The organism is Celeribacter sp. (genome assembly GCF_048259695.1).
In the GTDB taxonomy this organism is placed as follows: Bacteria; Pseudomonadota; Alphaproteobacteria; order Rhodobacterales; family Rhodobacteraceae; genus Celeribacter.
The window spans coordinates 354,216-376,327 of record NZ_JBLXHL010000003.1 but is presented as its reverse complement, the minus strand read 5'-3'; the positions used below and the strand labels follow the sequence as shown (position 1 = coordinate 376,327).

The 22,112-nt window shown below is 58.7% G+C and carries 21 protein-coding genes; 9 read left to right on the top strand and 12 right to left on the bottom strand.

From position 1 onward, the window contains the following. Positions 1 to 64: 64 nt before the first annotated feature. A complete protein-coding gene (tsf, locus tag ACN0Q0_RS07650; RefSeq protein WP_417242792.1) occupies positions 65 to 937 on the top strand; it encodes a translation elongation factor Ts in 873 nt (290 codons plus the stop codon). Positions 938 to 1,344: 407 nt separating this feature from the next. Here tsf and ACN0Q0_RS07645 read toward each other — a convergent pair whose 3' ends face one another. The 10 genes from ACN0Q0_RS07645 to gmk all read right to left on the bottom strand — a co-directional run bounded on the left by ACN0Q0_RS07645 (position 1,345) and on the right by gmk (position 11,156). Then, a complete protein-coding gene (locus ACN0Q0_RS07645) occupies positions 1,345 to 2,097 on the bottom strand; it encodes an autoinducer binding domain-containing protein (RefSeq protein WP_417242791.1) in 753 nt (250 codons plus the stop codon). A 321-nt stretch (positions 2,098 to 2,418) separates the two neighbouring features. Then, complete coding sequence (gene phoB / locus ACN0Q0_RS07640) at positions 2,419 to 3,108, bottom strand: phosphate regulon transcriptional regulator PhoB (RefSeq protein ID WP_417242790.1); 690 nt, start codon at positions 3,106 to 3,108, stop codon at positions 2,419 to 2,421. Then, positions 3,108 to 3,830 carry a phosphate signaling complex protein PhoU gene (gene phoU / locus ACN0Q0_RS07635; RefSeq protein ID WP_417242789.1) on the bottom strand — a complete coding sequence of 241 codons (723 nt, stop codon included), beginning with the start codon at positions 3,828 to 3,830 and terminating at the stop codon, positions 3,108 to 3,110. Before phoU ends, phoB begins: the two co-directional genes overlap by 1 nt. Positions 3,831 to 3,846: 16 nt before the next feature. Continuing rightward, positions 3,847 to 4,644: a phosphate ABC transporter ATP-binding protein PstB gene (gene pstB, locus ACN0Q0_RS07630; protein ID WP_417242788.1), complete on the bottom strand. Its 798-nt coding sequence runs from the start codon at positions 4,642 to 4,644 to the stop codon at positions 3,847 to 3,849. A gap of 10 nt (positions 4,645 to 4,654) precedes the next feature. After that, positions 4,655 to 5,986 carry a phosphate ABC transporter permease PstA gene (gene pstA, locus ACN0Q0_RS07625; protein ID WP_417242787.1) on the bottom strand — a complete coding sequence of 444 codons (1,332 nt, stop codon included), beginning with the start codon at positions 5,984 to 5,986 and terminating at the stop codon, positions 4,655 to 4,657. Then, positions 5,986 to 7,455, bottom strand: coding sequence for a phosphate ABC transporter permease subunit PstC (pstC, locus tag ACN0Q0_RS07620; protein WP_417242786.1), 1,470 nt, complete (start codon positions 7,453 to 7,455; stop codon positions 5,986 to 5,988). The genes pstA and pstC overlap by 1 nt, the downstream gene beginning before the upstream one ends. Positions 7,456 to 7,586: 131 nt before the next feature. Further along, positions 7,587 to 8,618 carry a substrate-binding domain-containing protein gene (locus ACN0Q0_RS07615; RefSeq protein ID WP_417242785.1) on the bottom strand — a complete coding sequence of 344 codons (1,032 nt, stop codon included), beginning with the start codon at positions 8,616 to 8,618 and terminating at the stop codon, positions 7,587 to 7,589. 200 nt (positions 8,619 to 8,818) lie between these two features. After that, a complete protein-coding gene (locus tag ACN0Q0_RS07610; protein ID WP_417242784.1) occupies positions 8,819 to 9,886 on the bottom strand; it encodes an ATP-binding protein in 1,068 nt (355 codons plus the stop codon). A 92-nt stretch (positions 9,887 to 9,978) separates the two neighbouring features. Beyond that, positions 9,979 to 10,512 (bottom strand): gamma carbonic anhydrase family protein, encoded by a 534-nt coding sequence (locus ACN0Q0_RS07605; protein ID WP_417242783.1) that lies wholly within the window; start codon positions 10,510 to 10,512, stop codon positions 9,979 to 9,981. Beyond that, entirely contained in the window at positions 10,509 to 11,156 is a 648-nt protein-coding gene (gmk, locus tag ACN0Q0_RS07600; RefSeq protein WP_417242782.1) for a guanylate kinase, read from the bottom strand. Before gmk ends, ACN0Q0_RS07605 begins: the two co-directional genes overlap by 4 nt. 657 nt (positions 11,157 to 11,813) lie before the next feature. On the opposite strand from gmk, the gene ACN0Q0_RS07595 reads away from it, so the two are divergent. Next, a complete protein-coding gene (locus ACN0Q0_RS07595; RefSeq protein WP_417242781.1) occupies positions 11,814 to 12,494 on the top strand; it encodes a PAS domain-containing protein in 681 nt (226 codons plus the stop codon). A gap of 143 nt (positions 12,495 to 12,637) precedes the next feature. After that, a complete protein-coding gene (locus ACN0Q0_RS07590) occupies positions 12,638 to 13,030 on the top strand; it encodes a GNAT family N-acetyltransferase (RefSeq protein WP_417242780.1) in 393 nt (130 codons plus the stop codon). A 112-nt stretch (positions 13,031 to 13,142) separates the two neighbouring features. Here the strand turns inward: ACN0Q0_RS07590 and ACN0Q0_RS07585 are convergent, their stop codons facing one another. Then, positions 13,143 to 14,513: a class II 3-deoxy-7-phosphoheptulonate synthase gene (locus tag ACN0Q0_RS07585; RefSeq protein WP_417242779.1), complete on the bottom strand. Its 1,371-nt coding sequence runs from the start codon at positions 14,511 to 14,513 to the stop codon at positions 13,143 to 13,145. Positions 14,514 to 15,031: 518 nt separating this feature from the next. Here ACN0Q0_RS07585 and ACN0Q0_RS07580 point away from each other — a divergent pair. From ACN0Q0_RS07580 to ACN0Q0_RS07555, 6 genes are all read left to right on the top strand, one after another. Further along, positions 15,032 to 16,216 carry an ABC transporter substrate-binding protein gene (locus ACN0Q0_RS07580; RefSeq protein WP_417242778.1) on the top strand — a complete coding sequence of 395 codons (1,185 nt, stop codon included), beginning with the start codon at positions 15,032 to 15,034 and terminating at the stop codon, positions 16,214 to 16,216. 119 nt (positions 16,217 to 16,335) lie between these two features. Continuing rightward, entirely contained in the window at positions 16,336 to 17,241 is a 906-nt protein-coding gene (locus tag ACN0Q0_RS07575; RefSeq protein WP_417242777.1) for an ABC transporter ATP-binding protein, read from the top strand. Further along, positions 17,238 to 17,945 carry an ABC transporter ATP-binding protein gene (locus ACN0Q0_RS07570; protein ID WP_417242776.1) on the top strand — a complete coding sequence of 236 codons (708 nt, stop codon included), beginning with the start codon at positions 17,238 to 17,240 and terminating at the stop codon, positions 17,943 to 17,945. Before ACN0Q0_RS07575 ends, ACN0Q0_RS07570 begins: the two co-directional genes overlap by 4 nt. Positions 17,946 to 17,948: 3 nt before the next feature. After that, on the top strand, positions 17,949 to 18,959 hold the full coding sequence (locus ACN0Q0_RS07565) for a branched-chain amino acid ABC transporter permease (RefSeq protein ID WP_417242775.1): 1,011 nt from the start codon (positions 17,949 to 17,951) through the stop codon (positions 18,957 to 18,959). Beyond that, a complete protein-coding gene (locus tag ACN0Q0_RS07560; protein ID WP_417242774.1) occupies positions 18,956 to 20,275 on the top strand; it encodes a branched-chain amino acid ABC transporter permease in 1,320 nt (439 codons plus the stop codon). Before ACN0Q0_RS07565 ends, ACN0Q0_RS07560 begins: the two co-directional genes overlap by 4 nt. Continuing rightward, positions 20,275 to 20,865 carry a nucleotidyltransferase family protein gene (locus tag ACN0Q0_RS07555; protein WP_417242773.1) on the top strand — a complete coding sequence of 197 codons (591 nt, stop codon included), beginning with the start codon at positions 20,275 to 20,277 and terminating at the stop codon, positions 20,863 to 20,865. The genes ACN0Q0_RS07560 and ACN0Q0_RS07555 overlap by 1 nt, the downstream gene beginning before the upstream one ends. A gap of 79 nt (positions 20,866 to 20,944) precedes the next feature. On the opposite strand, the gene ACN0Q0_RS07550 is transcribed toward ACN0Q0_RS07555, so the two are convergent. Further along, a complete protein-coding gene (locus ACN0Q0_RS07550) occupies positions 20,945 to 21,526 on the bottom strand; it encodes a Hint domain-containing protein (RefSeq protein ID WP_417242772.1) in 582 nt (193 codons plus the stop codon). Positions 21,527 to 22,112: the final 586 nt, after the last annotated feature.

Genomic DNA, 22,112 nt, shown 5'->3' with positions numbered 1-22,112 from the left:
CAGGGCAGTCCCGCCCCCGTTTTCAATCAACGTATCCGACCAAAGATTTTACAGGAGAGCCGACATGGCAATCACTGCTGCAATGGTGAAAGAACTGCGCGAAGCGACCGCCGCAGGCATGATGGACGCTAAAAAAGCGCTGACCGAAACTGATGGCGATTTCGACGCCGCTGTTGACTGGTTGCGCACCAAAGGTCTTGCGAAAGCCGCAAAGAAATCCGGCCGTACCGCCGCCGAGGGCCTTGTGGCCGTCGCCGTTGAAGGTGGCAAAGGTGTTGCTGTCGAAGTGAACTCCGAGACCGACTTCGTTGCGAAAAACGCCGAATTCCAGGGCGTTGTTTCCGCCATCGCTCAGGCTGCGCTCAAAGTTTCCGACGTCGAAGCCCTCGCGGCGGCTGACCTCGGTGGCAAATCCGTCGCCGACACGATCACCGCCAAAATCGCCACCATCGGTGAAAACCTCGGCCTGCGTCGCATGGCAACCGTCGAAGGCGACACCGTCGTCTCCTACGTCCACAATGCCGCCGCTGACGGTCTTGGCAAAATCGGCGTTCTTGTGGCCCTCAAAGGCGACAACGAAGCCTTTGGCAAACAGGTAGCGATGCACATTGCGGCAGCCAACCCTGCGGCTCTTGGCGAAGCGGATCTCGACCCTGCGGTTGTCGAGAAAGAAAAGCAGGTCCAGATGGACATCGCCCGTGAGTCCGGCAAGCCGGAGAACATCATCGAGAACATGATTGTTGGCCGCATGAAGAAATTCATCGCCGAAAGCACGCTTTTGGGTCAGGCCTTTGTCATCAACCCCGATCTCACAGTGGAAAAAGCTGCGGCTGACGCCGGTGTTGAAATCGTTGCGTTCGTGCGCCTCGAAGTCGGCGAAGGCATCGAAAAAGAAGAAGACAACTTTGCCGCTGAAGTTGCTGCAATGCAGGGCTAAGTCCTATTTTTAAAACAGTTTTAAGGCCGGTGCGCAAAACGCATCGGCCTTTTTTATGGCCTGTTGTTCTACGGATGTCGCGCCACATCAAAAGAAAACGGTGCCGAAAAATCGACACCGTTTCCTTTGTCCGGGCATCGCAATTTCGGGATGAGATCACGCGATGACCAGAGTATATGTGCGAGGGCAACGACCCGAAGAATAAAGTCGCCCCCTCAAGGCCGAAAAACAGCCAAAGATACAAGATTGTCTGGAAATTTCAGACGTCACCTCGCACCCGGTTCCGAGGCTAAGCCTCTGTCGACGGAACAACTTTAGTTTGCCTGACGTAACGTCCATTGAAAAGTAAGGGAATCCTTACCTTCGGGCAAAATATCCGGATTTCATACGAGGCGCGGTGCCATGTTCTATGCGGTGTAAATCTGGTTATAGACGGCGGCTTTATGCACCGCTTGCGCCGTTGTTTCGACAGCAAGCGCCTCACGGGCAAGCCGTAAGTGTTTTTCAATCGTGCCCTGCGTCAGCGCCATAATCTGGGCCGTATCAGCCACAGATTTACCGCCTCCGATCCATTCAAGGACCTGCACCTGCCGCTCGGTCAGAACCTTACGGGGCAGGGGCAGGGACATGATTTTGAGGTGGGCCACTTCGGAGATCAGCTTGAGATCCGCGCCATGTTCGGCCCAAAGCGCATCCGCCTTGTCCTGATCGTCATCGTAAGCCGCCAGAGCATAGCCAATTCCGGCCTTTTCGTGCGTGCGAGTGGTGCGAAACCCGAGCGTATAACCCGCCATCATGCCGTGGCTTTGGTTAAAGGCCACAACCTCCTTTTGGGCGTCATCCAGACTGTCATAGTTTTCGCGGACCCAACCCCAAGACCGCGATCCGGAATTTTCCAACGCCCATTTGGCCATTGGCGCGATTTTGTAGCGTTCCTGACTGAGCATGAATCCGTCGAGATAGTCATTGGGGTAGTTGGTCATCACCAGATGATCACCCTCGTTGCCCATGCCATTGGCGGTCCGGAACCGGGTGTAGGCATACATGGCCAATGGAAAGCCACAGGCCTGAATAACCTCCAGAAGAAAGAGCCATGCCGTTTCTGCGGATTGCGCCTCGATAATATGGTGAAGCGCCGTCTGGATACTTTTGTTTTTCACCTCAACCCCCGATCGTATTCAAGAATGGTCAGGTTTACTTTGGAGTGTCAATTCCAAGTGCCGGTGTTTTTTGTCGCTGCACTCAAATGCACCATAAGCCACGCGGCCATTGCCCCGGATCATCCGATGGCGATGGACACGGGGCGCCACAAACGCACCATGAGGTGAGTGAAATCATTTAAAATCAAAGGACAACGCGCGAATGCTCACTCAACACATGCGTAGCCCCGTGGCGTTCGGGTCCAACGGGATCAGGCTTTATTTTACATAATACTGATTATAGGATTATCGCTGTGCGCAGTTGCGCCTATGCCCTGCGCCTTAGCCCAAGGCATAGCCTGCGCCGCGCACGGTGCGTAGCGGATCGTCGCCCCCGAATTGGCAAAGCGCCTTGCGCAGCCGTCCGATGTGGACGTCGACCGTGCGGGTATCGACGTAAATGTCTCGCCCCCAAACACGGTCCAGCAATTGTTCACGCGACCACACGCGTCCCGGTTTTTCCATAAAGGTCGACAGCAACCGGAACTCGGTCGGACCCAGTTTCAACCCGTGGCCATCGCGTGTCACACGATGGGTTTCGGCGTCCAGAATGATGTCGTCGAATTCCAACATCTCACCCGCCGCCGCAGGTCGCACGCGGCGCAATTGCGTGCGCACCCGCGCCATCAGCTCAATCACGGAATACGGTTTGACCACATAGTCGTCGGCCCCCGTTTCGAGGCCACGCACACGGTCGACATCCTCGGAGCGCGCCGAGAGCATGATGATGGGTATGGCACGGGTATGGTTGCGCAATTTAAGGCGACGACAAATTTCGATCCCCGAGACGCCGGGCAACATCCAGTCAAGCACGATCACGTCGGGCTGATCCTCATCCACCAACAATAGCGCCTCATCGCCATCCCCGGCACGGGTGACGAGGTAGCCCTCGGATTCAAGGTTATAGGCCAGAACTTCGCGCTGTGCCGGTTCGTCCTCAACCACCAGAACCCGGGGCTTTTGCGCGGACATTACGCCCCCTCCCGACCGATATGTTCGCGTGAGGTCACATCCCCCTTGGGACGCGGATCATCGGGCATTTCACCTGTGACCAGATAGATCACCTGTTCGGCCACCGACGTGGCATGATCGCCCATACGTTCGATATTTTTGGCAATGAAATGCAGGTGCATACAGGCGGTGATATTGCGCGGATCCTCCATCATAAAGGTCAGGAATTCGCGGAACAGACCGTTGTACATCTGATCCACATCGACGTCGCGGTGACGTACGGTTTCGGCCAGAACGGCGTCGCGTTGCATATAGGCATCGAGGGCCAGACGCAGCATTTCCTCGACTTCGCGCGCCATGCGCCGCAACGATGCCCCTGCCCCGTCAATCGGGCTCATTTCGGCCAGAACGCCGGTACGTTTGGCGAGGTTTTTGGCGTAATCGCCGCAGCGTTCAAGGTTGGTGGTGATTTTCATCACCGACAACACCGTGCGCAAATCGCCCGCTGTGGGGGAGCGCAGCGCGATCAGGCGCGCGGCCTCTTCGTTGATCTGGACGTCAAGCGCGTCGATGATTTTGTCAGCTTTGCGCACGCGCTCGGCCAGATCCACGTCCCGCTCTTCGAGGGCGATCGACGCATCTTTGATATTGGCCTCGACCAAGCCTCCCATTTTCATGATAAGGGCCTGAATTCCCTCAAGATCACGATCAAAGGCGGAGGCAATGTGTTTTCCGTTATTCATGGTATTCTCCTGTCCCTTATCCGATCCGGCCGGTGATATAGCTCTCGGTGCGGGGATCTTGCGGGTTGGTGAAAATCTGGCTTGTGTCACCGTATTCAACGAGGTTTCCGAGGTGGAAAAACGCGGTTTTCTGGCTCACACGGGCGGCTTGTTGCATGGAGTGGGTCACGATCACCACGGAGAAATTCGCCCGCAATTCGTCGATCAGTTCCTCGACCTGTGCGGTGGCAATCGGGTCGAGCGCCGAACATGGCTCGTCCATCAACAGGACTTCGGGTTCGGTGGCAATCGCGCGTGCGATACACAGGCGTTGCTGTTGGCCGCCCGAAAGACCCGTTCCCGGCGCATCAAGGCGGTCCTTGACCTCATCCCAGATTGCCCCACGGCGCAGGGATTGCTCGACGATCACATCCAGATCGGCCTTGCTGCGGGCGAGCCCGTGAATGCGCGGACCATAGGCGATGTTGTCGTAGATCGATTTCGGGAACGGATTGGGCTTTTGAAACACCATCCCGACCTTGGCCCGCAATTGCACGGGATCGACGCGTTTGTCGTAGATGTCCTCGCCATCCAACAGGATTTCACCCGTGACGCGGCAAATATCAATCGTGTCGTTCATGCGGTTGAGTGTGCGCAAAAACGTCGACTTGCCACAGCCCGACGGGCCGATAAAGGCGGTGACGGTCTTGTCCTTGATCTCCACATCCACGTCCTTGATGGCATGGGTGTCGGCGTAATAGACCTGAACGCCCCTGGCGGAGATTTTGGTGTCGTTCAAATCCACGGATCTGTTGTGCTGTCGCATATCGTTCATGGCGGATCTCCTACCAACGGCGCTCGAAACGGCGGCGCAAAATAACGGCGATGATGTTCATGGTCATCAAGAACACCAAAAGAATGATGATGCCGCCCCACGCGCGTTCATAATAGGCGGGGTCGGCGCGTTTTGCCCATTCGTAAATCTGGGCGGGCATCGCGGAGTTGGGATCAAAGAACCCAGACGCAATACCATCGGGCATATTGGAGGCGATGTAGCCGACCATCCCGATCAGCAACAGCGGCGCGGTTTCCCCCAAGGCCTGTGCGAGACCGATGATGGTTCCCGTCAGGATACCGGGCATGGCGAGGGGCAAGACGTGGTGGACCACCGACTGCATCTTTGACGCGCCCACACCCAGAGCCGCATCGCGGATCGAGGGCGGCACGGATTTCAGACTGGCGCGGGTCGAGATGATGATGGTCGGCAGGGTCATCAAGGTGAGGACCAGACCGCCCACGAGCGGTGCGGATTGTGGCAGGTGGGCGAACTGGATGAACACGGCCAGACCAAGGATCCCGAACACAATCGATGGCACGGCGGCAAGGTTGGAGATGTTCACCTCGATCAGATCGGTAAAGCGGTTTTGCGGGGCGAACTCTTCGAGGTAGATCGAGGTGGCCACGCCGATGGGCAGCGCCAGTGCGAGCACAACGAGCATCATAAACAGGGAGCCGACCATCGACACGCCGATGCCCGCCTGTTCGGGGCGACTTTCGGAGGCATCCGCGCCAAGGATAAAGTCGGCGTTGAATGTGGTGGCCATCAGCCCTTTGGCGACCAGTTGATCGGCAATCACAAGGTGCGCCGCATCAAGGTTCTTGTCACGGGCAAGGCTGTCGGCGCTCACACGGCCCTTGAAATAGCCATCGACACGCGAGGAGGTCAAAAGGCGGAATTCCACCGTTTGGCCGATCAGATCAGGGTTGGACAGGACCGCATCGCGCACCTGCGCGGGCGCGGAGGTCGACAAGAGTTTGCCGAGGTCTTTGGCTTTCTTGTACGGGTTGTCGATGCCTTGATCCTCAAGCGTCGCGGCAAGGGCCGCCTCGACGAGGGGTTTGTAGCCAAAGGTCGTGACCTTGGCCATCACGTCCGGATCGCGCACGCCCGATTTGTCGAGTTTGGCCTCGGGCAATTCAATCGGCACCGTGACAAAGGTCTGTTTGAACGCAGGCAAGCCGTTGCCGATGATGGTTGTGAGCAAGACCACCAGAAAGGTCAGGCCAAGGACGATGGCGCCGATGCCATAGGCCTTGAACCGCGCCTCGGAGGCATTGCGGCGTTTGGTGCGTTTGGTTTCGTCAAACAGCGAGGTTTTGGGTGTGGCGTCGGACATCAGTCGTACTGCTCCCGATATTTGCGCACAATCACGAGTGCGATGACGTTCAGGCCGAGGGTGATGACGAACAACGTCATGCCAAGGGCAAAGGCGACGAGGGCTTCGGGGGAGGAAAAGTCGGCATCCCCCGTCAATTGCGAGACAATCCGCGTGGTGACGGTGGTCATTGCCTCGAACGGGTTCATGTCGAGTTGCGCCGCGGCCCCTGCCCCCAAGACCACGATCATGGTCTCGCCAATGGCGCGGGAGGCCGCGAGCAAAATGGCGCCGACAATGCCGGGCAATGCGGCGGGCAGAACCACGTTTTTAATGGTTTCGGACGGGGTGGCCCCAAGGCCCAAAGACCCGTCGCGCATGGATTGCGGCACGGCATTGATGATGTCGTCCGACAGCGATGACACGAACGGGATCAACATCACCCCCATAACAAGACCCGCCGTGATCACCGCACGCCCGCCGTCCATCCAGTCAAGGCCCAGAATGCCGCCTTCGCCAAACAGCGAGACAAGCATCGGCCCGACCGTGAGGAGCGCAAACAGGCCGTAGACGATGGTCGGAATGCCCGCGAGCACCTCCAGAAGCGGCTTGGCAAAGGCGCGGGTTTTCGGACCTGCGTATTCGGACAGGTACACGGCGGCGAACAATCCGATTGGCACGGCCACCAGAAGGGCGATGATCGAAATATAGAACGTCCCCCAGAACAGTGGCAAAATCCCGAGTTGCGATCCGCCGCCAAAGGAGGGCGACCATGTGGTCCCGAAGAAAAAGTCGGCCGCGGGGTAGAGTTTGAAAAACTCGATGGTGTTGAAAATCAGGGACAGGACAATGCCGAGGGTGGTCAGAACGGCCATCGAGGCCGCCGCCAACAACAACGTACGCACAACGGTTTCGACCTTGTTGCGGGCGCGGGCATTGCGCGAGGTTGCCTTGAGCGCGAGGACAAAGCCGATCAGCGAAACCCCGAGTGTGAGCGCCGTCATCAGCCATTGTGCGGTGGCGGACTGGCTGCGATACGTCTGTGCGGCATCCAGAACAAAGGGCGAAATGTCGCCGCCAACGGCCACGCCGACCGCCCCCATCAGACCACGCACATCATCGGTGGCTGTAAGCGCACCGGCCTGTGCCGCACTCAATGCGCCCTGCCCCACGGCCACGTCAAGGCCATCGGCGACACGGCGCACATCGGACAGGATGAGGTTGAGCGCGCCGGTGTCCTCAAAGGCATCTGCCGGGATCATCGCCGCCACTTGGCCCTGGATTATCAGCGGTTGCATAATCACCCAAGCGACCAGAACAAACAGGCCGGGGATGAGTGTCGAGAGCATCACATTGGCGCCATAGTAGCTTGGCAGGGAATGCAGGCGGCGCACATCGCCCCCCGCATCGGACATGGCCCGCGCACGACCAAGCACAAAGCCCACCAGAGCCAAAGCCACAACAAGGATGAAAAGCCAGAAGGCAGACATGGCCGCTCCGTTACATCAGGGGTGAGACGTCAGGGCGGCGCCCGTGTGTCCCGTTCAAGTGGTGTGTCGTTTAGAATGCGGGGCCGCGCGACATCAATCGCGCAGCCCCCTGTGTTTTACGCCGTAGGCGTCTAGTTCATTGTGGCCTCGTCGGCCACTGCGGCCTGGGTGTCGGCCAAGGCAGGGTCGGACACGAGACCGTATTCGGCAAGCGGGCCATCGGGGCCGGCCATATCGTCGGAGACAAAGAACTCCGCGAAGTCCTTGACGCCGGGGATCACGCCGATGTGCGCCGCCTTGATGTAGAAATACAGCGGACGCGACACGGGGTAATCGCCCGATGCGATGCTTTCGGTTGTGGCCTCAACGCCCGACATGGTTGCCGTTTTCAACGTGTCGGTGTTGTTTTCGTAAAAGGCCAGACCGAACACGCCGATGGCATTGGCGTTGGAGGAGATCGACGCCAGTGTTTCGGTGTAATCGCCGTCGATGTCTACGGATTTGCCATCGGTGCGCACCAGAAGACAGGCATCCTCGGCGTCGCCTTCGTCCATGCCGCCGGCAATCATGGCGTCGAATGCACCCGTGGCCTCACAGCCCGCCGCGATCACTTTTTCTTCGAACACTTCGCGTGTGCCGTGTTTTGTGCCGGGGATAAAGGCAAGAATGTCCTCGGATGGCAGATCGGCGTTGAACTCGGACCACTGTGTGTAGGGGTTGTCGACGAGGGCGCCGTCAACCATCACTTTGGGCGCCAACGCGTTGAACAGGTCGGACGGTGTAAATGCGCTATAGGCCGGACCGTCGATCTGGCTTGCGAACACAATGCCATCATAGCCGATGCGCACTTCGATAATGTCGGTCACGCCGGCCTCGGCACAGGCGGCGACTTCTTTGTCTTTGATTTTGCGCGAGGCATTCGCGATGTCGATGGTGTTTTCACCAACGCCCTCGCAAAAGCGCTTGAGACCCGCAGAGGAGCCACCGGATTCAACAACGGGTGTCGGGAAGTCGAAGTTCTCGCCAAAGGCTTCGGCGACGATGGAGGCGTAAGGCAGAACCGTGGAGGACCCTGCAACCTGAACCTGATCGCGCGCAGAGGCGGCGGTGGCGCAAACGGCGGTGATAGCAATCGCTGAGGCGGTCAGTTTTACGAAAGACATATGTAGCTCCTGTTGTCTTGTCTCAGGGGTGTGTGTCCCCTTCGACGCCGAGACCTAAGGTCCGCTCGCAATGCTTTTGTGTCCGTTTTGTAACAGCTGTATGACATGAGGAGAAACTGTGAAAAAAAGCGCCGGGCAATCTGCGGGGCGCATAGGGCGTATGGGGGATGGCCCATGCGCGGCCCCATGCGCCTAACGCCTTATTCGTAGGGCAAAATCACCGAAAAACAGGTGCCGCGCCCTACGTGGCTTTCTATTTTGAGCCGCCCGCGGTGGCGGTTGAGAATATGTTTTACAATCGCAAGGCCAAGTCCGGTACCGCCCACTTCGCGCGAGCGATGGGAATCGATGCGGTAGAACCGTTCCGTGAGGCGCGGGATATGTTCGGGGGCGATGCCATCGCCCTGATCCGTCACGTCGACCCGCAACGCAGGACCGCGCAGGGTCGGCTCGTTGGTATGGGCGGTCAGATGCACCGTCACCTCGTGATCCGCACCACCGTATTTGATCGCATTCTCCATCAGGTTGGTGAACACCTGGATCAGTTGGTCACGGTCGCCCGCGATCATCGTCGGGCTGTCCGCGCCCACAGTGGTCAGCACCACGTTTTGGGTTCGGGCCACGGGGGCAAGGCTTTGTGCCACACTGCGCAGGGTGGCGGCGATGTCGATCTGTTCGGTGGGCCGCACACGGCGGCTGGCCTCGACCCGCGACAGCGACAACAGATCCCCGACGATGCGGTTCATCCGCCGTGCCTCGTTGCCCATGATCTCGAGAAACCGGACCCGTGCGCCCGCATCATTGGCCGCCGGCCCCTGAAGCGTTTCGATAAACCCCAACACAGCCGTGAGCGGCGTGCGCAATTCATGGGACACATTGGCCACAAAATCGCGGCGCATCAGACCCGCCTCATCGACCTCGGTGCGATCCTCGAAGGCAACAGTGACACAGGAAAAATCGTCGGTGACAACGGGATTGGCATGAACCGTATAGTGTAAATCACGCCCCGCCTCGGTCACGCGGTACTCGGCGCGGGCCGGTTCCGACAGGCGCAGCACGCTTTCCACGGCGTCAAGCACCATCGGTTGGCGCAGCACGGTAATATAGTGCCGCCCCGTGGTGCCTGTGCCAAACATCGCCTGCCCTTGGGCATTGGTGGCGATGATACGCTCGTCACGCCCGATCACGATGACCGCAAACGGCATGGCCGCCGCCAGTTCCGTTACCAAATGCACCTGTGTCATATCGATTGCACTTCTTTCTCGCATCGTGGCCTCCTTGCGGGTGTGCAAAGCAGCCTAAGGCGCGATGTTAACACCGCCATGACAGCCCGTGCGCCCGACAACACGGCGGCGCGGGGTTAGCCGTCGATGGCGGTGAGCCCTTCGCGAAAGGCACGGGCGCGGGTTTGGTAATGCAGCGCGGAGGCGGTGAGGCTCTGGATTTGCGCCTCTGTCAGATCACGCACGACCTTTCCCGGAACGCCCATGACGAGCGACCCATCCGGAATGTCCTTGCCCTCGGTGATCAATGCCCCTGCCCCGATCAGACAGTTGCGACCGATCGTTGCCCCGTTCAAAATCGTGGCTCCCATGCCGACCAACGAATTCCCGCCGATGATACAGCCGTGCAGCATCGCCTTGTGCCCAATAGTACAGCCCGCGCCGATGCGCAGTGGAAACCCCATGTCGGTGTGCAACACACAGTTCTCTTGCACATTCGATCCCTCACCAACCTCGATGGCCTCGTTATCGCCGCGCAGCGTTGCCCCGAACCAGATGTTCGCACCCGCGCCCAGGATCACCTTGCCGATCACATTGGCGTCGGGGGCCACCCAGTAGTCGCCGTTTTGCGGCAAAACCGGCGCGTGATTGCCTAAGGTATAAAGCGTCATGTCTCGTCTCCCTCGAACTCGGATTGCAGATCACGTACAAATCCCAACAGCCCCGGTTGTTGACGGCGGCGCAGGCGCTCGGCGGCGATGATGGTTTTGAGCCGCTCGAACGATTGGTCCAGATCATCGTTGACCAACACATACTCATAGCCGTCCCAATGGCTGATCTCGTCCCAGCTTTGGCGCATCCGTTTTTCGATCACCTCGGCGCTGTCCTGACCACGGGTTTCCAGACGGCGGCGCAGCTCGGCAATCGAGGGCGGCAGGACAAAGATCGACAGCACGTGATCGCGCAGCGCCGAATTGGCAATCTGCTGTGCCCCTTGCCAATCCACGTCGAACAATACGTCCGATCCCGCCTCGATCGCGCGGCGCACCGGACCTGCGGGTGAACCGTAGTAATTGCCGAAGACCAAGGCGTGCTCCAACATCTCGCCTGCGCCGACCATGTGTTTGAACGTCTCTTCGGTGGTGAAATGGTAATCCACCCCGTCCACCTCGCCCTCGCGGGGGCTGCGGGTGGTGCTCGAGACCGAAAACTGCAACGTGCTGTCCCATTCCATCAATCGTTTGGCCAAGGTCGATTTGCCCGCCCCTGATGGTGAGGACAAAATGATGAGAAGGCCGCGACGGTTGGTGGTCATGCAAAAGGCTCCGTGTTCTCTTTATAGAGAGGGGCGCGTGGGTGGCCCCATTGAGTGTTGTATGTCTTTTACCGGCGTGGCGCGGTTTTGGCCATATCCACGCGGAGCGTAAGACCTGTTTTCAGTACGCGACGGGCGTGATGCGCGTGGCACGGGGCGCCTGCGGTGGCAAATGTGGCGCAAATGTGGCGCATGCGGCCCTCTTGCCCCAATTGGTCCGTGCGAGTCGCCCGATTTGCCCCATTCACGCCCCTTTCCGCCGACTCAAAAGATTAACAAACACCGGTTTTACCCCTGTTTTTCCCCGGAACCCGAAAAAAAATGCAGTACGCGACGAGGCAAATGATAGCGGAAAACCCCCTGCAGAAAGCCGGACTAAGTGGCTGAATTTGAATATGAAAACCTGAGTTCAACTGAAGGCTTAACATAAAGGTAACACGCCAACCGGCTGATTTTATGGTGGTTAATGGCCCGAATGTTAACCATTAGTTAGGAAAACCCACCAATTCGGGCAAAGTCGTGGCATATTCAAGCCAAGCAAGCGGTGAGACACTGCGACACCCGACATCGGATCACGGACGGACCGCACAAGATACCGACCCGCCGCACGGACCCGAAACGACCAATATTAAGACGACTGACACAAGGTTAAAGATAATGAGCATCAACTCCATCACCGGTTCCAACGTCGTATCCATGATGCCGCGCCGCGCGGAAATGACTTTTCCTGCCGTCAAGGATGTTGAGGCCTATTGGGAAGGTCTGCGGGGCGGTCGTCCGATCCCTTCGCGTGGTGACATCGACCCGCGCGGGATGCAGTCGGCTCTCGAATATGCCTTTATCCTTGAACGTATCGCTCCCGGCGTGGCCCGTTTCCGCCTTGCGGGGATGCACCTCACCGACCTGATGGGCATGGAAGTCCGCGGGATGCCGCTCACCGCGATGTTCACACCCGAGGCCCGCGCACAGATCTCTGCCGCTCTGGAAGCCGTGTGCGAGACCCCCAACGTGACCACCATCACCCTGAAATCTGCCGGTGGCATGGGCCGCCCTGCCCTTGAGGCGCAGCTGTTGCTTTGCCCGTTGAAATCCGACCTTGGCGATGTGAACCGCGTTCTGGGCTGCCTGCAGTCAAAAGGCGATATCGGTCGTCAGCCGCGCCGCTTTGATGTGGTTGAGGTCACAACCCGCGATCTGTTGGTTGAAATGCCCGCCGCAGCACAGACCCCCGTCACCGAAATCCCCGGATTTGAAGAGAACCGCACCCGCGAGACGCCAAAAGAGGCCCCAAAGGCCGTGCGCTCGTTCCTTAAACTGGTCAGCGACAACGACGCTTGAGGTCTGGCGGCGCTCAAGGCCCGCCAAGACAACCGGAACGACGCCCCTGCGGCCAAAACGACACTTCGTATCTTGCGCCCCCGCAAAAGACGCGCCACCCTGCGCGAGGAATGCTGGACACATGAGGCAGGGACGCAATGCAGGTGAGTTACACAATCGAACCGGATCTGACGGCGGAGGCGTTTTTGGACGTTCTTCGCCGTTCGACATTGGCGCAGCGCCGTCCAGTAGAGGACGCGGACAAGATTGCGGGTATGGTGGCGCGGGCGGATGTGATTGTCACGGCCCGCGACGCCGATGGCACCTTGCTCGGTGTGGCCCGCTCGATCACCGATTTCCACTATGCGCTCTATTGTTCCGAACTGTGCGTCGACGAGGCCGCACAGGGGCATGGTATCGGCAAGGCGCTATTGGCGCACACTGTCAAAGCGGCCCCGAATTGCAAAGCCTACCTGCTCCTGTCCGCCCCCAAAGCCGTCGGATTTTACGAGGCGGCGGGCTACACGCGCCACGGGGATTGCTTTATGTTCGCCTGAGGCCTGTCACGACGGGGCGCAGGGCGCAGAGGAGAATTTGCACGACCCTGTCGCAGCCAAAGAAAAAGCCGCGCATGAAGCGCGGCTTTTATCATCGTGATATCACGTAGATTTATGCGGATGCGGCAAGTGCGCTATCCTCGCGGGTTTTCTGCAACTCTTCGGCCACGAGGAAGGCAAGCTCCAACGACTGCGACGCGTTGAGGCGGGGATCGCACGCGGTGTGATAGCGGTCCGACAGATCCTCGTCCGTCACGGCACGCACGCCGCCGGTGCATTCGGTCACGTCTTTGCCTGTCATCTCGAAATGTACACCGCCGGGGATTGTGCCTTCGGCGCGGTGGATGGCAAAGAATTCCTGAACCTCCGACAACACGTCCTCAAAGGGACGGGTTTTGTAACCCGAGGGGGATTTGATCGTGTTGCCGTGCATCGGATCGCAGGACCACACAACGTTGGCCCCCTCCTCTTTGACGGCTTTGATCAGGCGTGGCAGATGCTCGGCTACTTTTCCTGCGCCGAAACGGGCGATCAGGGTCAAACGGCCCGCTTCGTTGGCAGGGTTGAGTTTGGCCATCAGCACCTTGAGGTCTTCGGCGGTTGTTGTCGGGCCGCATTTCAACCCGACGGGGTTTTCAACGCCGGCACAGAATTCGACGTGTGCGCCGTCGGGCTGACGGGTGCGGTCGCCGATCCAGACCATGTGACCGGACCCCGCGATGGTGGCGCCGGTGGTGCTGTCCACACGAGTCAGGGCCTCTTCGTATTCGAGCAAAAGCGCCTCGTGCGACGTGTAGAAATCCACGGTGTTCAGACCGGTGTTTTTCTCCGCCGTCATGCCCGCTGCGGCCATGAAATCAAGCGTGTCCTGAATGCGGCTGGCCATATCGCGGTATTTTTCGGCTTCGTCATTCTCGGTAAAGCCAAGGGTCCATGCGTGCACGCGGTGGACATCGGCAAAGCCGCCTTTGGAAAAGGCGCGCAACAGGTTGAGCGAGGCGGCGGCCTGTGTGTAGGCCTGCAACATGCGCTGAGGATCGGGAATGCGGGCTTCGGGAGTGAAATCGAACCCGTTGATGATGTCGCCACGGTAGCTTGGCAATTCCACACCATTTGCGGTCTCGGTCGGGGCCGAACGCGGTTTGGCGAACTGACCCGCCATGCGACCGACCTTGATCACCGGCACTTTCGCGCCAAAGGTCAAAACCATCGCCATTTGCAACATGACCTTGAACGTGTCGCGGATCGGATCGGCACCGAATTCGGCAAAGCTCTCGGCGCAATCGCCGCCTTGCAAGACAAACGCCTCGCCACGGGACGCTTTGGCCAGTTCCTTTTTCAACGACCGGACTTCGCCCGCAAAGACCAATGGCGGATATTTGGCCAGTTGCGCCTCAACCGCGTTCAGCGCCGCTTGGTCAGTATAGTCGGGCATCTGCACACGGGGTTTGTTGCGCCACGTGGATTTGGACCAGTCCGTCATTGTCATCACTCCGAGTTTGCTCATTCAATTGCAGGTTCGCGCCGCAACGCATCGCGTTTAGCGCAAACGGTTGACCGCTTATAGGCGCAGCAATGCGGTGTTAAAACCCATAATTCGGCCCAAAAGGCAAGGTCAGCTGATTATGCCAGTTCACCATCCCCGTGGCGCGGGACGCCGGACCGCACCCCGCGGTTCCCGCGCCGCATGGCACCGCACCGTCCCTTTGCCAGTGTTCCCAGACACCAAGGCGGCGCAGGCGATTCGTCTTTTGTTACGAAAAAATCAGCGCCAAGTTGTGCGGCCACCAAAAAAGCGTAGGCAATATGACCAATAAACACATCCGACAAAGGGTTTTGCGTCAATAATAGTTGCCGCAATAGGCGTTTTCCCCAAATTGGCGACCCTACGGAATGAAAATCGACATTTGCCTGTCCTGTTTCTTTGCAATAGGTTTTGATACCGGCAATGGTCGCGCACAAATGACGCGATTGAAGTCCAATACTTGGGAGTTACGATCTATGAAGAAAATTCTGTTGGCCTCTGTGGCCTCCACCATGTTCGCGGGCGCTGCTTTCGCCGACGACGTGAAAATTGCTGTTGTGCTCGGCTTTACCGGCCCTGCTGAATCGCTGTCCGTCGATATGGGTGCTGGCGTTGAGGCGGCTTTGGCCGAGGTCTCCGAGAGCGGCCTGTTCCTTGGCGGCACAACAATCACACCTGTACGCGGCGACTCGACCTGTACCGATGCGGCTGTGGCCACGTCCGTTGCCGAGCGCATGATCACATCCGAAGGCGTTGTTGCCATCATCGGTGGTCTTTGCTCCGGTGCAACCGGCGCGATGCTGCAAAACGTGTCCGTGCCAAACGGCATGGTCCAGTTCTCGCCCTCCGCAACTTCGCCCTCTTTGACCACCGTCGAAGACAACGGCCTGTTCTTCCGCACCTCCCCCTCTGACGCGCGTCAGGGTCAGGTTATGGCGGAAAGCCTGCTTGAAAAAGGCATCAAGTCCGTTGCTGTGACCTACACCAACAACGACTACGGCAAAGGTTTGGCCGACGCGTTCGAAAGCTCCTACACCGAGCTTGGCGGCGAAGTCACAATCAACGCCGCCCACGAAGACGGCAAAGCGGACTACTCCGCCGAAGTCGGCGCCCTGGCTGCGGCCGGTGGTGATCTTCTTGTTGTTGTCGGCTACATCGACCAAGGTGGTCCGGGCATCATCCGCGCCGCGCTCGACACCGGCGCATTTGATCGCTTCCACCTGCCCGACGCTATGATCGGTGACGCCCTCGAAGCGCGGTTTGGTGCCGAGCTGAACGGCTCCACAGGTCAGGTTCCCGGCTCCGACAGCCCGGGCGGTGAAATGCTCGTCGCAATCGGCGAAGCACGTGGATACAACGGTACTGCACCTTACGCGCCTGAATCCTATGACTCCGGCGCCCTCGTCACCCTTGCCATGCAGGCCGCAGGATCCACCGATCCACAGGTTTACAAAGACAAGTTCTACGATGTTGCCAACGCACCAGGCGAAAAAATCTACCCCGGTGAGCTTGCAAAAGCGCTGCAAATCCTCGCAGACGGCGGCGAAATCGACTATGTCGGTGGCTCCGCAGTTGAACTGATCGAACCCGGTGAGGCCGCAGGCTCCTACCGCGAGATCGTGTTCGAAGACGGCAAAATCGTCACCGTTGGCTACCGCTAAACCGGTCTGACTGAACTGCAACAGCCCGAGAGTTTTACCCTCTCGGGCTGTTTGCCCATCTTAAAAGCCGCGTAGACATTGCTTGCACGCGCGACACATATATTTTCGGGGGAAAACAGATGATCGAAGTGCGTGATCTACACATGCATTTCGGCGGTTTCCGCGCGGTGGACGGGGCGAGCCTGACCATTCGCGAAGGGTCGATTACGGGTCTCATTGGTCCGAACGGCGCGGGGAAAACGTCGCTTTTCAACTGTATTGCGGGGGTCTTGACCCCAACCTCAGGACACGTCCTGTTCGGTGGTGAGGATATCACGGGGCTCAAACCCCACGAGTTGTTCCACAAAGGCATTTTGCGTACCTTCCAGATTGCGCATGAATTTTCCACCATGACGGTGCGCGAGAACCTGATGATGGTTCCGGCGAACCAGACGGGCGAGACGCTTTGGAATGCGTGGTTCAAACGCAAGACCATCGCCGCCGAGGAAGCTGCCCTGCGCCAAAAGGCCGACGAGGTTCTGGAATTCCTGACCATTTCGCATATCGCCGACGAGAAAGCGGGCAATATCTCTGGTGGCCAGAAAAAGCTCCTCGAGCTTGGTCGCACCATGATGGTTGACGCCAAAATCGTGTTTCTGGATGAGGTGGGTGCGGGTGTGAACCGCACGCTGCTTTATACCATTGCCGATGCAATCAAACGCCTCAACGTCGAGCGCGGCTATACATTTTGCATGATCGAACACGACATGGAGTTCATCAAAATGCTCTGTGATCCGGTCATCGTGATGGCCGAGGGCAAGGTGATGGCGACCGGTTCGGCCGAGGGCATCATGCAAAACGAACAGGTGATCGAGGCCTATCTCGGAACCGGTATCAAAAACAAAGAGGCGACCGAGGGGCTGACCAAAGACGCCATTCCCGCCCCCGCCAAAAAGACGGCGAAAAAAGCCCCCGCCCAAAAGGCCGCGGCGAAAAAGGCCCCCGCCAAGAAAGCCGCCGCTAAAAAGTCGGGAGATGCGACATGACCTTTTTGCATGCAAACGCCATGACGGGCGGCTACGGCAACGGCCCCGACATTTTGCACGAGTGTTCGCTTACCGTACAAAAGGGCGAGATTGCCGTGATTGTCGGCCCGAACGGCGCCGGCAAATCCACCGCGATGAAGGCCGTGTTCGGCATGCTCAATGTGCGCACAGGTCACGTCAATTTTAACGGCGAGGACATCACGCATCTCAGCCCTCAAGAGCGCGTGCGCAAGGGCATGGGATTTGTGCCGCAGACCCACAATATTTTTCCCACCATGACGGTGCGCGAGAATCTTGAAATGGGTGCGTTCATTCGTGACGATGATATCAACGAGACCATCGACCTCGTGTATGAATTGTTTCCCGCCGTTTACGAGAAACGCAATCAGCACGCGGGCGAGCTTTCGGGCGGTCAACGTCAACAGGTGGCCGTGGGCCGTGCGTTGATGACCAAGCCGAAGCTGTTGATGCTCGACGAGCCAACCGCGGGCGTCTCGCCCATCGTTATGGACGAGTTGTTCGACCGCATCATCGAGGTGGCCCGCACAGGGATTTCCATTCTGATGGTGGAACAAAACGCCCGACAAGCCCTTGATATCGCGGACAAAGGATATGTCCTCGTGCAAGGGGCCAACGCATATACCGACACCGGCGCGAACCTTCTCGCCGACGAAGAGGTGCGCCGCACCTTCTTGGGAGGCTAAGACATGGATTTTCTCAACGCCCTTGTGGCCTTTGCCAACTTCGTTCTCGTTCCCGCCACCGCCTACGGCGCACAGCTTGCGCTTGGCGCGCTTGGCGTGACACTGATCTATGGCATTTTGCGCTTTTCCAACTTTGCCCACGGTGAAACCATGGCGTTTGGCGCGATGGTGTCCGTGCTGTTGACGATGCTGTTCCAATCGTGGGGCATCTCGCTCGGGCCGCTGCCCACCGCGCTGCTGGCCCTGCCCTTTGCCGTCGGGGCGACCGCCCTTTTGGTGCTGTTTACGGACAAATACGTCTACAAATTCTACCGCCGTGTCAAAGCCGCACCGGTGATGCTCGTGATCGTCTCCATGGGCGTGATGTTTGTGATGAACGGCCTCATTCGCATGGTGATCGGAACCGATGACCGCCGTTTTGCCGACGGAGCACGGTTCGTCGTCAATGCACGGGATTTCAAGGAATGGTCAGGCCTTTCCGAGGGTCTCGCCATCCGCACCACACAGGTGATCACGGTTGTGACGGCTATCATCGTCGTGGCCATCCTGTTCTGGTTCCTCAACAAAACCCGCACCGGTAAATCCATGCGCGCCTATTCCGACAACGAGGATCTGGCGCTGCTCTCGGGGATCAACCCCGAGCGCGTTGTGATGATCACATGGGTCATCGTCGGCGGTCTTGCCGCCATCGCAGGCACGCTCTACGGTTTGGATAAATCGTTCAAGCCCTTCATCTTTATGCAGCTTTTGTTGCCGATCTTTGCCTCCGCCATTGTTGGCGGGCTTGGCTCGCCCTTGGGTGCGATTGCGGGCGGGTTTGTGATTGCCTTCTCCGAAGTGACACTCACCTACGCCTTCAAAAAGGTCGTCGGCTACATCGGACCACAAGACTGGAGCCCCGACGGGTTGGTGCAACTCTTGTCCACCGACTATAAATTCGCGGTCTCTTTTGCGATCCTGATCATCGTGCTGCTGTTCAAGCCAACAGGCCTCTTCAAAGGGAAATCGGTATGACCCAAGTTGTTCAGTCCCCAAAATCCCGGACCCCGCTTTATTTCGCGATCATGGCCGCGCTCATCATTGCGGTCGGCTTTCTCCAGTCGTGGAACTCCGCGCTGTTTATCCTCAACTTTGGCCTGATTTCCGCCATCATGGCGCTCGGTGTGAACCTGCAGTGGGGCTACGCGGGTCTGTTCAACGTCGGTGTCATGGGCTTTGTCGCCCTTGGCGGTCTGGCCGTTGTTCTGACCTCCATGCCCCCCGTCAAAGAGGCGTGGGACGCGGGCGGGTTGAGCGTAATGTTCGCGCTCGCCGTTGGTCTGGCGGTCATTGTCGGTGCGGTGCTGTTGTGGAAACGTCTGCGCCATACAAAGGCCCTCGGCCTGATCATGGCCGCATGGCTGATTGGCGGGTTCTTTGTGTTCCGCGCCGTCTTTGATCCGGCTGTGGCCGCGATCGAGGCCATCAACCCCGCGCAAACGGGTTATCTTGGCGGTGCCAGCTTGCCGGTGTTGCTCGCATGGCCTGTCGGCGGGTTGTTCGCGGCGGGTGCGGCATGGATCGTTGCCAAAACCGCACTCGGGCTGCGCTCCGACTATCTCGCCATTGCCACGCTTGGCATTGCCGAAATCATCCTTGCGGTGATGAAAAACGAGGACTGGTTGTCGCGCGGCGTGAAAAACGTCAACGGCCTGCCCCGTCCCGTGCCTTATGAGATCGATCTGCAGCAAAGCGACTGGTTTCTCTCACTGGCCTCCAAATTCGGCGCAGACCCTGTAACGGCGTCGACCATCTTTGTGAAACTGGCCTATGCCTCGCTGTTTCTGGTTGTGATCGTCCTGATCGTCACCGCAATGGAATTGGCACTCAAATCCCCATGGGGCCGCATGATGCGGGCAATCCGTGACAACGAAGTGGCCTCCGAGGCCATGGGCAAAGACGTCACAGGCCGCCATTTGCAGATTTTCGTGCTTGGCGCGGCGATCTGTGGCATCGCGGGTGCGATGATGACCACCCTCGACGGTCAGCTCACCCCCGTGACCTATCAACCGCTGCGCTACACCTTTCTGGTGTGGGTGATGGTGATTGTCGGTGGGTCCGGCAACAACTGGGGCGCCGTTCTGGGCGGTCTGTTGATCTGGTTCCTCTGGGTCGAGGTCGAGCCGATCGGCACATGGGTCGTCAACCTTGTGACGGCGGGCATGGGCGACGACAATCCGGTCAAGGTCGGCCTGATCGAACGCATTGCCTATATGCGTCACCTGACGATGGGTGTGATCCTGCTCCTTGTGCTGCGCTTTAGCCCGCGCGGGCTGTTGCCCGAAAAGTAATGCGGGTTCTGGCAGGGATTTGCGCGGCGGGATCATCGACCCGAATGGGGTTTGATAAACTCGCCGCGCCCCTGCCGACCGCGACCTTGGTGCCTCGTGACACCTGTTTGACGCGCGCCTGTGCCGCCTCATCCCATCTGGATCAATGTGTGATCCTACCCGCACAGGACCACCCCTATTGTGCCGACCGTGCCGCCTTGATCGGGGCCACCCCCGCCCTCCATGTATCAGGCGCGTTTTCGGACAGTCTCAAGGCCCTTGCGCGGGCCGCGCATGGCTATGACGGGCTGCTGATCCAACTCGCGGATATGCCGCTGGTCACGCGCGCCCATGTGCAGGCGCTCTGTGCCGCATTCGAGAGTGGCGCAGGGCATTCCATCATCCGTGCCGTTGACGTGGCAGGACGTCAGGGCCATCCGGTGCTCTTTCCCGCTGCGACCTTCGCCGCCTTTGCCGCGTTAGAGGGCGACAGCGGGGCACAATCCATCGTGGCGCGTTTTGGCGTGACCCCGTGCGTCCTCACCGGTGAGGCCGCCACACGCGATCTGGATACCCCTGCGCAGTGGGCAGCCTTTGGCGCCCCCGCGTAACGGCCACCGGCGCGCAACGCCAAAGCGGCCCCGCAGGACCGCCTCTAATCGCGTTTATCTATGGAAATTTCACGCCTGTTTACGGCGAAACCTGCATCGGGCGGGCGGTCAACATGCGTCCGCCAGCGCCGTAGCCTTTGACGCCATAGCGGTCGGCCAGTTGCGGGAACAGGCGGTACACTTCGTCCCGCGCATCGGCATCGTGGCCCGAGCTGCTCATGGCGGCGGGTTGAAAACACTCCGACCAAAAGCCGTTGGTCAACACCACCTCGGCCTGTTCGAACTGAAAATGGACATAGGATATTTCGAGCGGTTTGAACCGGTAAATCCCGGGCAGACCGACAAGGTGCTTGGCCGCGGACAAAGTGTCGTGATCCTGAGCATACAGGGCCTCGCGGTCGGCGGCGAGCAACAGGCGGTGCTCGGGAGACACCACGAGATCGCGCTCGGGCAAATCACCGCCCAATGCCCCTTTTTCGATCAGCACCGGCATCAGGTCCTTATGACGTTCCAGATGTAGCGCGGTAAGATCGTGACGCCCGATCCAGTCAATTTTCTGTGGTCCGTTGTCGCGCGTAAACACACGGTCCCCGACCTTGAGAGAACCGGCGGGAACCTCGCCGCGTGAGGTAAAGATCGCAATGTTAGACGTCAGACACATAATCTACTCTCAATCGGCTTGGCCCACTCTAACAATGAGAGGGAATCCAACCCGTTAACGGGGTGCGTTTATTTTTTGCAGGATTTTTCGACGATTGGTCGATGTCCCGTTCTGGCCTCAATTTAGGAGTTTGAGCCTCTTTTCGCAAAGCAATTGAACGCAGCCCCCACGCCCGTTGGCCGTAGCGCATTTGTGAATATGGCGAGACTGTGGCGGGTCATTTACGACACACGGGCTATTGTTTCGGGAACCGGCACAAAGAGCGCAGGCAGGTCGAACCGTTGCCAGGAGTAAGGTTAATGAATGGATATTAACACCGGGCGAAATTGCTAAAAATTTTCATCGAATGGTGTTGGATTCGGACGTTTTAGGAAAAAACCGGCCACACCCACCGGAACCGTTTCCAATCTCGAAACGCGCCCGCACGTGCGGGTGTGAAAAGCTGCACAAAAGCGAATCATTGGTGCACAGCGCAATCGCAAGGCGCCTTGACGTTGTGCAGGAATGGCGCAGGTTTTCCGTCAAAGCCGTCTGATATCCGAACCGCATGGGCCATGCGCCCCTTTGACCGGCTGTTTGCCCGCCG

Bases quoted from the DNA above. Each gene is read 5' to 3' on its own strand.
- ACN0Q0_RS07580 (WP_417242778.1), top strand. From the start codon at position 15,032: ATGAAGAAAATTCTGTTGGCCTCTGTGGCCTCCACCATGTTCGCGGGC.
- ACN0Q0_RS07565 (WP_417242775.1), top strand. From the start codon at position 17,949: ATGGATTTTCTCAACGCCCTTGTGGCCTTTGCCAACTTCGTTCTCGTT.
- phoU (WP_417242789.1), bottom strand. From the start codon at position 3,830: ATGAATAACGGAAAACACATTGCCTCCGCCTTTGATCGTGATCTTGAG.
- ACN0Q0_RS07605 (WP_417242783.1), bottom strand. From the start codon at position 10,512: ATGACGCTTTATACCTTAGGCAATCACGCGCCGGTTTTGCCGCAAAAC.
- pstC (WP_417242786.1), bottom strand. From the start codon at position 7,455: ATGTCTGCCTTCTGGCTTTTCATCCTTGTTGTGGCTTTGGCTCTGGTG.
- phoB (WP_417242790.1), bottom strand. From the start codon at position 3,108: ATGTCCGCGCAAAAGCCCCGGGTTCTGGTGGTTGAGGACGAACCGGCA.
- ACN0Q0_RS07595 (WP_417242781.1), top strand. From the start codon at position 11,814: ATGAGCATCAACTCCATCACCGGTTCCAACGTCGTATCCATGATGCCG.
- ACN0Q0_RS07575 (WP_417242777.1), top strand. From the start codon at position 16,336: ATGATCGAAGTGCGTGATCTACACATGCATTTCGGCGGTTTCCGCGCG.
- ACN0Q0_RS07615 (WP_417242785.1), bottom strand. From the start codon at position 8,618: ATGTCTTTCGTAAAACTGACCGCCTCAGCGATTGCTATCACCGCCGTT.
- ACN0Q0_RS07555 (WP_417242773.1), top strand. From the start codon at position 20,275: ATGCGGGTTCTGGCAGGGATTTGCGCGGCGGGATCATCGACCCGAATG.
- ACN0Q0_RS07550 (WP_417242772.1), bottom strand. From the start codon at position 21,526: ATGTGTCTGACGTCTAACATTGCGATCTTTACCTCACGCGGCGAGGTT.
- ACN0Q0_RS07610 (WP_417242784.1), bottom strand. From the start codon at position 9,886: ATGCGAGAAAGAAGTGCAATCGATATGACACAGGTGCATTTGGTAACG.
- ACN0Q0_RS07570 (WP_417242776.1), top strand. From the start codon at position 17,238: ATGACCTTTTTGCATGCAAACGCCATGACGGGCGGCTACGGCAACGGC.
- tsf (WP_417242792.1), top strand. From the start codon at position 65: ATGGCAATCACTGCTGCAATGGTGAAAGAACTGCGCGAAGCGACCGCC.
- pstA (WP_417242787.1), bottom strand. From the start codon at position 5,986: ATGTCCGACGCCACACCCAAAACCTCGCTGTTTGACGAAACCAAACGC.
- gmk (WP_417242782.1), bottom strand. From the start codon at position 11,156: ATGACCACCAACCGTCGCGGCCTTCTCATCATTTTGTCCTCACCATCA.
- ACN0Q0_RS07560 (WP_417242774.1), top strand. From the start codon at position 18,956: ATGACCCAAGTTGTTCAGTCCCCAAAATCCCGGACCCCGCTTTATTTC.
- ACN0Q0_RS07585 (WP_417242779.1), bottom strand. From the start codon at position 14,513: ATGACGGACTGGTCCAAATCCACGTGGCGCAACAAACCCCGTGTGCAG.
- pstB (WP_417242788.1), bottom strand. From the start codon at position 4,644: ATGAACGATATGCGACAGCACAACAGATCCGTGGATTTGAACGACACC.